9 protein-coding genes are annotated in these 12,117 nt (G+C 73.6%); all 9 read right to left on the reverse strand.

Features of this window, described 5'->3' with window-relative positions; all coding sequences use genetic code 11:
• Positions 1 to 86: 86 nt before the first annotated feature.
• The 9 genes from OG956_RS11875 to OG956_RS11915 all read right to left on the reverse strand — a co-directional run bounded on the left by OG956_RS11875 (position 87) and on the right by OG956_RS11915 (position 12,113).
• Entirely contained in the window at positions 87 to 746 is a 660-nt protein-coding gene (locus OG956_RS11875) for an NADPH-dependent FMN reductase (RefSeq protein WP_330337928.1), read from the reverse strand.
• A 390-nt stretch (positions 747 to 1,136) separates the two neighbouring features.
• A complete protein-coding gene (gene moeZ, locus OG956_RS11880; protein ID WP_330337929.1) occupies positions 1,137 to 2,315 on the reverse strand; it encodes an adenylyltransferase/sulfurtransferase MoeZ in 1,179 nt (392 codons plus the stop codon).
• Between the two features lie 63 nt (positions 2,316 to 2,378).
• Positions 2,379 to 3,128 carry a spherulation-specific family 4 protein gene (locus tag OG956_RS11885; protein ID WP_330337930.1) on the reverse strand — a complete coding sequence of 250 codons (750 nt, stop codon included), beginning with the start codon at positions 3,126 to 3,128 and terminating at the stop codon, positions 2,379 to 2,381.
• Positions 3,116 to 4,075: an NAD-dependent epimerase/dehydratase family protein gene (locus tag OG956_RS11890; protein ID WP_330337931.1), complete on the reverse strand. Its 960-nt coding sequence runs from the start codon at positions 4,073 to 4,075 to the stop codon at positions 3,116 to 3,118. Before OG956_RS11890 ends, OG956_RS11885 begins: the two co-directional genes overlap by 13 nt.
• Positions 4,076 to 4,595: 520 nt before the next feature.
• Positions 4,596 to 5,675: a hypothetical protein gene (locus OG956_RS11895; RefSeq protein ID WP_443065673.1), complete on the reverse strand. Its 1,080-nt coding sequence runs from the start codon at positions 5,673 to 5,675 to the stop codon at positions 4,596 to 4,598.
• Positions 5,676 to 6,490: 815 nt separating this feature from the next.
• Complete coding sequence (locus tag OG956_RS11900; protein ID WP_330337932.1) at positions 6,491 to 8,242, reverse strand: DUF3492 domain-containing protein; 1,752 nt, start codon at positions 8,240 to 8,242, stop codon at positions 6,491 to 6,493.
• A 258-nt stretch (positions 8,243 to 8,500) separates the two neighbouring features.
• Positions 8,501 to 10,093 (reverse strand): ABC transporter ATP-binding protein, encoded by a 1,593-nt coding sequence (locus tag OG956_RS11905; RefSeq protein ID WP_330337933.1) that lies wholly within the window; start codon positions 10,091 to 10,093, stop codon positions 8,501 to 8,503.
• Complete coding sequence (locus OG956_RS11910; RefSeq protein ID WP_330337934.1) at positions 10,090 to 11,088, reverse strand: ABC transporter permease; 999 nt, start codon at positions 11,086 to 11,088, stop codon at positions 10,090 to 10,092. Before OG956_RS11910 ends, OG956_RS11905 begins: the two co-directional genes overlap by 4 nt.
• Entirely contained in the window at positions 11,085 to 12,113 is a 1,029-nt protein-coding gene (locus OG956_RS11915) for an ABC transporter permease (RefSeq protein WP_330337935.1), read from the reverse strand. Before OG956_RS11915 ends, OG956_RS11910 begins: the two co-directional genes overlap by 4 nt.
• Positions 12,114 to 12,117 lie beyond the last annotated feature (4 nt).

Consider the following 12,117-nt stretch of genomic DNA (forward strand, 5'->3'; position numbering starts at 1 on the left):
AGCCCAGATCGAACTCCTAAAGCGGTGGTGGCGTCGGGGTCTCAAGCCGGTGCCCACAAGGACCTGAACTTGAGGTGTCCCCGGCATCACTTTTCGGCCCGCTGGGTGATGGCCGCCTCGGTACGGTCGCCCAGGAATTCGTACCAGCGGCGTTCGAGGCAGACGTAGCGCACGTCCGCTTCGACGAGGCTGAGGAAACCCGACACAGTCTCGGTGAGACGTTGCTGGAGCCCCGGGTCGGCCAGTGTTCCGTCATCGGCGAAGGCCTTGTAACTGTTGGCCACGCTGAACATGTCCGGGTAGACGCGGGTGCCCAGGTGCTCCAAGGGAATCCTCAGAGCCCACAAGCCGCGGTTGCCGCCGACCAGCGACGGCGAGGCGGAGACGAGCAGCGCGTGCTTGGTCTTGAACGGCTGCGGCCGGACACGCGAGACCCAGTCGATCGCGTTTTTCAGCACTCCCGGCACGGAGGCGTTGTATTCAGGCGAGGAAATGACGAAGGCGTCGCTCTGCTCAAGCCGGTCGCGTAGGGCTAGGGCGCCGTGCGGCAGTCCTTCGCTGGCCTCCATGTCTCCGTCGTACAAGGGCATGTCGAAGTCGCGCATGGTGACGAGGTCGACGGCGGCACCGGTGTCGGAGATGAGCCGGGCCACGAGGGAGGCGAGGCGGGCGTTGGTCGAATCGACCCGCAGGGCCGCGCCGAAGACCAGGAATCGCAGCGGGCCGGGAAGCGTCTCCGTGGGCATGGGTCCGTCCTTCCGTCGCGGGCAAGCGCCTCCGAGAGGGTGCCCCACCGACCAGTGTGGTTGTCCAGCGGCGGTCACGCGACAGGGCCGGGAACCGACGGGCCCGAGCCGGTCAGGGACGATGGTTCGGCCCCTGCGAGAGGTGGTGCGCGGTCGGTGCCGGCAGGCCACCTCCGGGCCATCGACGAAGTCAACGCACGCCTAGGCCACCCGATCAGCGCATAGGGTCACTCGCTGTGCAAGGCCGCACCTCTGCAAGGACTCATACCTGGGCCGTCGTGGGGCCGTCCGAGGTCAGCCAACGTCAACCAACAACGACAGAAGCCCACGGCATCTGAGCTGGTCGGAGCCGTGGGCTTCGTCAGTCCCGCTGGCCAGCGAGACCCCTGATCAGTAGACCGGCTTGTGCGGTTCGATCTGGTTGACCCAGCCGATGACGCCGCCGCCGACGTGGACGGCGTCGGAGAAGCCCGCGGACTTCAGAACCGCGAGGACTTCCGCACTGCGGACACCCGTCTTGCAGTGCAGGACGATCTTCTTGTCCTGCGGCAGGGTCTCCAGGGCGGTGCCCATGAGGAACTCGTTCTTCGGGATCAGCCGGGCGCCGGGGATGGAGACGATCTCGTACTCGTTCGGCTCGCGGACGTCGATGATCTCGATGTTCTCGCCGTCGTCGATCCACTCCTTGAGCTGCTTCGGAGTGATCGTGGAGTCGGCGGCAGCCGCCTGGGCCTCCTCGGAGACGACCCCGCAGAAGGCCTCGTAGTCGATGAGCTCGGTGACGGTCGGGTTCTCGCCGCAGACCGCGCAGTTGGGGTCCTTGCGGACCTTGACCTGGCGGTAGGTCATCTCCAGGGCGTCGTAGATCATCAGGCGGCCGACCAGGGGCTCGCCGATGCCGGCCAGGAGCTTGATGGCCTCGTTGACCTGAATGGAGCCGATGGACGCGCACAGCACGCCCAGGACGCCGCCCTCGGCGCAGGAGGGGACCATGCCGGGGGGCGGGGGCTCCGGGTAGAGGCAGCGGTAGCAGGGGCCGTGCTCGGACCAGAAGACGGAGGCCTGGCCGTCGAAGCGGTAGATCGAACCCCACACGTACGGCTTGTTCAGCAGGACGCACGCGTCGTTGACCAGGTAGCGGGTCGCGAAGTTGTCCGTGCCGTCGATGATCAGGTCGTACTGGCTGAACAGGTCCATCACGTTGTCGGCTTCGAGCCGCTCCTCGTGCAGGACCACGTTCACGTACGGGTTGATGCCCTTGACGGTGTCCCGGGCGGACTCCGCCTTGGAGCGGCCGATGTCGGACTGGCTGTGGATGATCTGGCGCTGCAGGTTCGACTCGTCGACCTCGTCGAACTCCACGATGCCGAGGGTGCCCACGCCCGCGGCGGCCAGGTACATCAGCGCCGGCGAGCCCAGGCCGCCGGCGCCCACACAGAGCACCTTGGCGTTCTTCAGCCGCTTCTGCCCGTCCATGCCCACGTCGGGGATGATCAGGTGGCGGGAGTACCTGCGGACCTCGTCTACGGTGAGCTCAGGAGCTGGCTCGACCAGGGGTGGCAGCGACACGGGGACTCCGTTGGTCGGTCAATCACTACAGTTGTTCTCCCCGTAACACTGCCACGGCCTTCTTCATTCCGAGACACCTGTTCCGATGCGCGAGACGATTTCGTCCCAGTAGCCGGGCATCGTCTCCCACGGGTCGGCGCGGCCGCCGCGGTCCGTGTGGTCGGTGAAGTAGATCGTCGCGGCGCCCTGCCAGCGGGCGATGCGCAGCGCCTCCTCCAGGTGGCCGCGCGGCACGCCATGCACGAAGTGGCAGAAGCGGTCCGGTGGATAGTCGGCGGTCCACTCGGCCACCTGCGACCAGCGGAAGTCGGACCAGGCGCCGGAGAAGGTCACCAGCTGGTCGGCGTTCTCCGCGTAACCGGGGTGCGGATGGCTGCCGTGGCCGAGAACGATGTGGGCGGTGTCACTGATCGCCCGGAGCGTGGTGACGGCGCGGCGGACGTCGGCGAGCAGGGTCCGCTCGGTGGGACAACGGTCCAGCAGGAAGCCGTCGACCCGGTACCAGTCGAGGTAGCGGTGGGCGTCGGAGATCAGCTCGGGGAAGGCGCGGGCGCCGTGGACGAGGTCCAGGTGACCGAGGACACGGACGCCGGCGCCCCGCAGGCGGCCCGCCGCCTCCAGGCAGTGCGGGTCGGGGCGGGCGCCGGGGCCCTGGGCCACGTCGAGGACCACCCAGTCCAAGGGGACGCCCGGGTGGGCGAGTTCCTCCCACTGGGCGGGGGCCACCAGGGGGTGGGCGTAGCCGGGGATGCCGAGGGCGGTGCGCAGGCCGGTGCTCGTGGCGCCCGCGGTGGTGCTGGTCAGATGCGGCATGCCGCCTCCATCCAGATGTCGGCCAGGGATTCCTCGAGGTTGATGCGGGGCCGCCAGCCGAGCCGGTCGCGCGCGGTGCGCACGTCGGCCTGCTGCCAGCTGCCGCAGCCGTCCGGGTACGGGTACGCCACCGGGGCCGCGTGGTCGGCGTCGCCGCGGGGGTGGCCGATGGCGCTGCGCAGCGGTCCGGGCGGGGCGTCGAGCTCGTGCAGGGTGCCGCCGTATCCGGCCACGCGGGCGAGGACGGCGGCGGCGTCACGGAGCCGGACGGCGCGGCCGGAGCCGATGTTGATCACGCCCTGCGCGGCGGAGAGCGAGGCGGCGTGCACGGCGCGGGCGACGTCGCGTACGTCGACGAAGTCGCGCTGTACGCCGAGCCCGGCGAGCTTGAGTTCGCCGTCGCCGGACTGCATGGCGCGGCGCATGGCCTCGGCGAGCCGGCCCAGCGGGGAGCCGGCCGGGGTGCCGGGGCCGGCCGGAGAGAAGACCCGCAGCACGACGGCGTCCAGGCCGGAGCCGAGGACCAGTTCGGTCGCGGCGAGCTTGCTCACGCCGTACGGGCCGCCGGGGCGCGGTACGGCGTCCTCGGCGGTGGAGGAGCCGGGCTGGCTCGGTCCGTACTCGGAGCCGCACCCGATCTGCACCAGCCGGGCCCCGCAGCCACTGCGGCGCAGGGCCTCGCAGACGGTGGCGACGGCCACGGTGTTGTGCCGGGTCAGTTCCCGGGCACCGCCGCGGATGGCGCCGGCGCAGTTGATGACGACGCCGGGATGCACCGCGTCGAGGAAGCGGGTGAGTGCGCCGGGGCTGCCGGTGGCGAGGTCGAAGCGGACGTCGGCGTCGTCGCCGCGGCCGAGCGCGGTGAGCTGGACGGCCGGGTCGGCGAGCAGGCGGTCGGCGACGAAGCGGCCGATGTATCCGTTGGCTCCGATCAGCAGGACCCTCATCGGGCGGCTCCCGGGGTGTAGGCGCCGGTGTGGCCGGCTGGGCCGTGGGGGCTGGGCCGGTGGTCGATGTGGCCGGAGGGGCTCGGGGGACTCGCAGGGCCCGGGTGGCCGAAGGTGCCGCCGACGGCGCGACCATGGCCGCGGGTGGCTGCTCGACCGGCAGGCGCGGTGTGCCTCCCGGGGCCTACGCGACGTGCGCCGGCCTTGTGTCCTTCGGCGCGCATCCCTGCGCCGGCCTGGTACGGCGCGGTGGGCCGGGAGGGTGCGGCCGGCCAGGGCAGTGCCGTGGGGCAGGACGATGTGGCGGGTCCGCCGGTTCTCACGGTGCCGGCGGACCCGGTGGTTCCCCGGACTCCGGCTCCGGCGGTCCCGGCGGCGCCTGCGCCTGCTGCGGCTGGGGACGCACCGGCGGATCCGGGGGCCCCGGACGCTCCGGGGCGGGAGGTGGTCATCTGGCTTTCTCCTTCAAAAACGGGTGGTGCGGTCGCCTCCGGCGGTGACCCGGGCCGGCGGCGGACGGTCATTCGGGGACTCCCGTGGGCGCGTGTGCCATGGCCTGGGTGAGGATGCGGGTCGCGTGGCACAGCAGAGCCAGCGCGGCGGCACCGCAGGTGAGGGCCGGAAGGGCGCCCACCCCCCAGGCGTCCACCACGGCCTGCACGGGAGTCGCGAGAACGGCGCAGCCCGGCAGTCTTCCGGCCAGGGGCAGGGCGAGCGCCATCGCCTCCGTGGCCGCCGCGGCGCCGAGCGCCACTGCCGGGGCGTGCCGGTGGCGGTGCACGACGAGCAGGCGGGCGAGCAGCAGCAGGGAGCCCAGGGCGAGGGTCTGCGGGTAGGCCGCGGGTGCGTGCAGGACGGTGGCGCACACCAGGAGCAGCGCGGTGAGCGCGCCCAGGTACAGGGTGAACGTGCCGAACAGCAGCGGTGTGACGGCGGCCGTGAAGTCCTCCAGACCCCGGCTGCCGACGAGCCTGCGGCGGGCGCCCGCGATGAGCAGGTGGGCGCAGCAGGCCGCCGGGGCGCAGGCCAGGACGAGGGCCAGGACGGGCGCGACGGCCGTGGGCCACGGGCCATCCGGGGCGCCGGTCGGCGGGGCGTCGGGGCCGCCCGTCACCACGGCTGTGAGGAGGCCGTCGCCGAAAAGGGCGTACCCGAGCAGCCAGAGGGTCCACGCGCGCGTGGCGTTCGCGGTGCGCCACGCGCGCGTGCCGGGCGCGGCGGCGAGGGGGCCGTGGTGCAGCGCGGCACGTGTGGCGAGGCCCACGGCGATGACGCCGGCGGCGACGGCGAGCAGCCGGGGCTCGCCGTGGGTGAGGCGCAGTCCGGCGACGGTGGCCACGGCGAGGGTGCCGGGCAGCAGCGCGAGCAGGACCCAGCCGGCGCGGACCCGCGGTACGGGCAGGGCCTCCGGCTCCGGGCGCTGCTCGGCGCCTCGCGGCACGCGCGCGTACAGCTCCTCGGCGAGCGAGAAGACGTCGCGGTGGCGGAAACGGGCGGCGGTCCGGTCGGTGACGCCGTGCGCCTCCAGCCCGGCGGCGATCTCCAAGGGGTCCACGGCCCGCTCGCACAGCTCACGGTGCCGGTGCAGCAGGGCCTTCACGGGGTCGGCGGCTCCCCGCCGGGGTGCGGCGATGCGCCGCCGGTCAGGCTCCGAGCTGCCGGAATCCCCGTCACCGGCCTGCCCCGGCCTCTTCTCGTCCGGTCCCGCCTGCGCCGCAAGGCTCACGCCGGCGCCCGCGGCAACGGTGCCGGCCTCACGCCGACGGCTCCGCTCGGGGCCACGCCCACGCCCCTGTCCCTCCGGCGAGGTCTCACCGAACGAAACCTGCTCGCGGGGCGAGCCCTCCTCACGGGCCAGGCCCTCCTCACGGGACGGACCCTCCTCACGGGACAGGCCCTCGTCGCGGGACAGGCCCTCCTCGCTGGTCACGCCTTCCTTGCGCAACAGGCCGTGCTCGCCGGACCAGGCCTCCTCACCGGACAGGCTGTCCTCGCCGCACAAGCCTCCGCCTTCGCCGCCGTCCTCCTCCCCGAGCCGCTCCCCCGCCCCAGCGCCCCAGGGCTCGCCGCCCCGAGGCATCCCGGGCCGGTCCAGCCCACCCGGCACCTTCGCGCCCAGCGCATCCAGCCCACCCGGTACCCCCGGCCGCGACGCGTCCGGCGCACCCGATCGCAGCGCATCCGGCACCCCCGCACCCAACGCGCCCAGCCCTCCCGGCACCCCCAACCCCAGCGCCCCCGGCTCCCCCACCACGCCCCACTCGCCCACCACGCCACGCCCGAGACGGCGCTCGACACCGTGCCCGGCACCGTGCCCCACACCACGCGCGTCGTCGCGCCCCACCCCACGCGCGTCGTCGCGCCCCACCCCACGCGCGTCGTCGCGGCCCTCGCTGCGGTCGTCCCGAACCCCCATCACGCCCCCTCCGCGGTGGCCAGCGGTGTGGCGCGTACCGGTGTGCCCGTGGCCCAGCCGGGGAGGCCCCGCGGGAGTACGCGGGCCGTGGGGCCGGTCCAGCGGCCGGCGACGTGGGACTCGGCGGGGCTGGCGAACGGCCGTGGCTCGCCGGCCTCGTCGAGGACGACCCGGCGGACCGGGCAGCGCGAGACGATCTGCAGGTAAATGCCGTGAAATGCCGCGATGTTCTGCTCGACGGTGAACAGTTCGAGCGCACGGGCGCGTGCGGCGGCGCCGAGCCGCTCACGGCGCTCGGGGTCGCGCAGCAACGCCACGCACGCCTCGGCGAGCGCCCGCGGATTGCGCGGGGGTACGACGAGCCCTGTGCCGCCGATGACCTCCACCACCGCGCCCACGTCCGTGGACACCGTCGCCCGGCCGCAGAACATGGCCTCGATCAGGCCGACCGGGAAGCCTTCGACCACGCTGGACAGCACGACGACGGCTCCGCCGGCGTACGCCTCGGGGAGCGTGGGCGCCTCGGGGGCGCCGATCTCCTCGAAGGACACCGGGTTGTCGCCGACGGCGTGCACACCCTCGGCCTCGTCCGGGAAGAGCTGCGCGGCGAGCGCCCTGCAGTGGCCGAGGTAGGACGCGCCGTCGGGTCCGGCGGGCGCGCCGATGATCCTCAGGCGCGCCTTGGGCTCCTCCTTGCGCACCTCGGCGAAGGCGTGCAGCAGCGAGATCAGGTCCTTGGCGGGTTCGACGCGCCCCACCCAGACCAGCGTGTCCGGGGCGGCACGGTCCGGGGCCTCGCCGACCTCGGCGAAGCGGGTGGCGTCCATGCCCGGGTAGACGGTGCGGATCCGGGCCCGGTCGGCGCCGCACCGTTCCTGCCAGCGGCGGGCGTGGGCGTTGCCGGGTGTGAGAATCTCGGCGCGCCGGTAGACCTCGGCGGCGAGCCGGCTGTGGAAGGCGCCGAGCAGCGCGCGCACGGCGGGTGCGGCGGTGTCGGGGCCGAGGGCCAGGTAGTGCGAGCGGAGCTGCACGCCGTACTCGGTGACGAGCAGCGGCACGTCGCAGAAGTGCCGGGCCAGCAGCCCGGGCAGGGCCGCGGAGCCGCCGGCGGTGGCGTGGCAGAGGTCGGCCGCGCCGAGCCCGTCGTCGCCGTACCAGTCGAGGGAGAGGGGGCGCAGGGCGCGTTCGAGGTGTGCGGTGACGGTGAGCAGATCGGGTACGCGCGCCTCGCGCGCCGTGCGCAGCGCGCCGGGCGCGCGGCAGGCGCGTTCGAGGGTGCGTACGGCGGTGTCCGAGCGCAGGGCGCCGACGAGGCCGCCTTCCTCGCGGGCGAGTTCGGCGAGCCCGTACAGCGCCGTGCCGAAACGGTCCGCCAGATCGGCGGACGCCTCCTGGGAGGAGGTCTCGGTCCCGGTGCTGACCGCTCCGACCAGCTCTCCGTAGCACTCGGCGAAGCGCCGGCGCGCGCGCCGCCCGTAGGCCCGCCCGTCTCGCGCCGCCGCGCCTCCACGGACGCCCTTCGGACCGCTCCGCCACGCGTCGTCCTCCGCGGTCCACAGCGGCGCCGTGCGCACCCTGCCGACGTGGGGCGGGAGCGGGACCCAGCCGTCGTCCTCCTGGCTTCGGCTGCGGCTGAGCGCGTAGATGTCGAACTCGTGCTGGTGGAGCCCGCGCACGAGCCGGTCGCACCAGAGTCCGGCGTCACCGCTCACATACGGGTAGCCGCCCTCCGTAAGCAGTCCGATGCGCACGTGTGCACCCCCGATCTCCCGTCCGGTGAGCCGCCGTTGTCCCGGCGGCTCGCAGCGGGACGAACGTAAGCGGACAAGGCGGTGGCGCGACGGACGGTTGTCCATCGCGCCACCAAAAGGGGTGAACGGTCGTAACTTTCGCGTGCGGGTCGCGTTCCACCGCGCTAGGGGTTCAGGGCGTCGTCGTCCGTGCACGAAACGTTACGCCTCGGGCGGGGCTGGGACCGGGCGGGCTCGCGGCGCGGTCCGCGGCCCGTCTCACGCCACGGCCGGTGCGCGCCGGGCCGCGCGCCGCCGGGCCGCCAGCTCCGGGTCGAGCGCGGGTACGGCGGCGAGGAGCTGCTTGGTGTACGGCTCGCGCGGGCTGTCGTACACCTCGTCCGCCGGCCCGTGCTCGACGATCCGCCCCTGGCGCATCACCGCGACCCGGTCGCTGACCTGCCGTACGACGGCGAGGTCGTGGGCGATGAAGACCAGGGCGAGGCCCAGTTCCCGCTGGAGTTCGCCGAGCAGTTCCACCACCTGGGCCTGGGTGGTGACGTCGAGCGCGGAGACCGGCTCGTCGCAGACGATGACGCGTGGTTCGGCGGCGAGTGCGCGGGCGATGCCGATGCGCTGGCGCTGGCCGCCGCTGAACTCGTGCGGGTAGCGGTCGTAGTGCGCCGTGTCGAGCCCCACGCGCTCCAGCAGTTCCGTCACGCGCTCCCGGATGCGCTGCTCGTCGCGGTCGCCGCGCGCGCGGAGCGGGTCGGCGATGGACTCGCCCACGCTGCGGCGGGGGTTGAGCGAGGACACGGGGTCCTGGAAGACCATCTGCACGGCCGGGTTCACGCCGGTGTGCGGGCGGCCCTCGTAGCGGATCGCGCCGGCGGTCGGCGCGAGCAGTCCGACGAGCATGCGGCCGAGCGTGGTCTTGCCGCTGCCGCTCTCGCCGACCACGCCGAGCGTCTCGCCCCGGCGGACGGTCAGCGAGACGCCGTCCACGGCCGTGAACGCCCGCTTGCCGCGCCCGAACACGCGGCTCACCCCGGTGGCTTCCAGGACGACCTCCTCGGCGGCCTGGGAGGCGGTGCGGCGGGCGTCGACACGCGGGACGGCGTCGAGGAGCTCACGGGTGTACGCATCGGCGGGCGCCGCGAGGACCGTGCCGACCGGGCCGTGCTCGACGACCCGGCCGTGCCGCATGACGAGGACGTCGTCCACGCTCTCGGCGGCGACGCCCACGTCGTGGGTGACGAGCAGCAGGCCCATGCCGGTCTCCTCGCGCAGCGTGTGCAGCAGGTCGAGGATCTGCGCCTGGACGGTGACGTCGAGGGCGGTGGTCGGCTCGTCGGCGATCAGCAGGTCCGGCTCGCAGGCCAGGGCCATGGCGATGAGCGCGCGCTGGCGCATGCCGCCGCTGAACTCGTGCGGGCGGGACCGTGCCCGCCGTGCCGCGCCGGGAATTCCCACCCTGTCCAGCACCTCGACCGCACGCGCGCGTGCGGTACGGCGGGACACGCGCGCGTGCACGCGGTACACCTCGGCGATCTGGTCGCCGATCGCGTAGTACGGGTCCAGTGAGGACAGCGGATCCTGGAACACCATCGCGGCCCCGGCGCCGCGCAGCCGCCGCAGCTCCTCCTCCGTGGCGGCCTGCACGTCCGTGCCGGCGACGCGGACCGTGCCGGTGACCCGGGCTCCGGTGCCGCGGTGCAGGCCCAGCAGGGCGCCCGCGACCGTGGACTTGCCGGAGCCGGACTCGCCGACGAGAGCCAGCGCGGCGCCCTTGGCCAGGCTGAAGGAGAGGCCGTCGACGGCCCGCAGCGGGCCGAACCCGACGGTGAGGTCCGTGACGTCCACCAGGCTCATGAGAGCACCACCCGTCGGTCGGCCACCGCGTACAGGACGTCCGCGACGGCGTTGGCGAGGACCACGAAGAAGCCGATGACCAGGACCATGCCGACGACCACCGGCAGATCCACGACGGTCACCGCGTGCACCAGCTCCTGGCCGATGCCCGGCAGTCCGAAGAGGGTCTCGGTGAGGACGGCACCGCCGACGGCCGAGCCGACGTTGTTGGCGTTCAGCGCGATCACGGGCGCCAGGGCGCCGCGCAGGGCGTGCCGGCCGACGATGGAGCGCTCGGCGACGCCGTACGCGCGGAAGGTGCGGATGTGGTCCTCGGCGAGGGTCTCCAGCATGGCGGCGCGGGTGAGGCGGGCGAAGGCCGCCGCCTCGATGAGGGCGAGCGAGAGCCAGGGCAGCAGCAGGTTCCACGCCCATTGCTCGGGGTCGTCCGTGAGGCTCACGTACTGCGGGAAGGGCAGCCACTGCAGTTCGCCGCAGACGACGATCATCAGCACCAGGCCGATGACGAAGACCGGCGTGGCGGTGCCCGCGAGGGTGATCGCGGTCAGGACGCGCTCGGAGACGCGGCCGCGCCGCCACGCGGACAGCACACCGGTGCCGACGCCCAGTACGAGCCACACGACCATGGCGCCGAGCACGAGCGAGAGGCTGACCGGCAGCTTGGTCAGGATGATGTCCAGGACCTGCTGGTCGGTGCGGTACGACTGCCCCAGGCAGGGCGCGGCGCAGTGCTCGACCGAGGTGCCGGTGGAGAAGTCCTGTCCGGCCAGGAGCCCTTGCAGGAAGTGCCAGTAACGCAGGTAGAGCGGGTCGCCGAGGTTCAGTTGCCGGGCGACCTGGTGCACCTGCGCCGGGGAGCAGCGCGGGCCGCAGGTGATCTGGGCGACGTCGCCGGGGGTGACGTAGAAGACGACGTAGACGATCACCGAGATGGCGAGCAGGGTCACCACGACGCCGACGGCGCGGCGCAGCAGGAATCCGCCGAAGCCGCTCATGCGGTGGCCTCCTTCCCGGGCTTCCCGGGCTTCCCGGGTGCGGTCGGGTCCTTGCGGCCGGTGCCGACCCGCAGGCGGGAGGCGGCGCGCGGGTCGAGCGCGGTGCGCACGCCGTCGCCGAGGACGGTGAGGGCGAGGACGGTGACGAACAGGGCGCCGGCCGGCAGCAGCAGGTACTGCGGCGCCGCCTGGTACCAGACGTCCGCGGCGGTGAGCATCTGCCCCCAGGAGGGGGTGGGCGGCTTCACGCCGACGCCGAGGAACGACAGCGCCGCCTCGACGGTGATGTTCGTGGGCACCAGCAGCGCGGCGTACGTGATGACGGGCGCGGCGAGTCCGGGCAGCAGTTCCCGGCGGGCGACGCGCCAGGCGCCCCAGCCGCTCAGCCGGGCGGCGAGGACGTAGTCGAGCCCCTTCAGGGAGAGCGTCTGGGCCCGGACGATCTTGGCGATGTTGCCCCAGGCGATCAGGCCGATGACCAGCGTGACCAGGACGGGCCGCGGGAATCCGGCCGGCACGACGGCCAGCAGGGCCAACGACATGATCATGAGCGGCATCGCGACGATGATGTCCGTGGCCCGGCTCAACAGTTGATCAACCCATCGGTTGCCGAGCGCGGCGCCCACTCCGACCGCGACCCCGATGGCGACCTGCACCACCGTGGCCGCGAACGCGACGCCCAGCGACACCCGGGCGCCGTAGACGAGCCGGGCGAACAGGTCGCGGCCGGTCTGCGGCTCGACGCCCAGCCAGTGGTCGGCGCCGATACCGCCGAGGGAGCCGATGGGCACGCCCCCGCGCGCGGAGTCGATCAGGGACGGGTGGTAGGTGGTGGGGTCCTGCCCCTCCAGGGCGGTGAGCAGCGGCGCGGCGAGCGCGACCAGGACGAGCAGCGCGACGACGGCCGCGGCGACCAGGGCGGCGCGCTGCGCGCGCAGCCGCCGCCAGAACCGGCGGGCCCCCGGGCCCGCCGGGACGGACGACTGCGTCCCGGCGGTCTCGACGGCGACAAGTGCCTCGCCCACGGCG

Source organism: Streptomyces sp. NBC_00557, assembly GCF_036345995.1.
Taxonomy (GTDB): Bacteria; Actinomycetota; Actinomycetes; order Streptomycetales; family Streptomycetaceae; genus Streptomyces.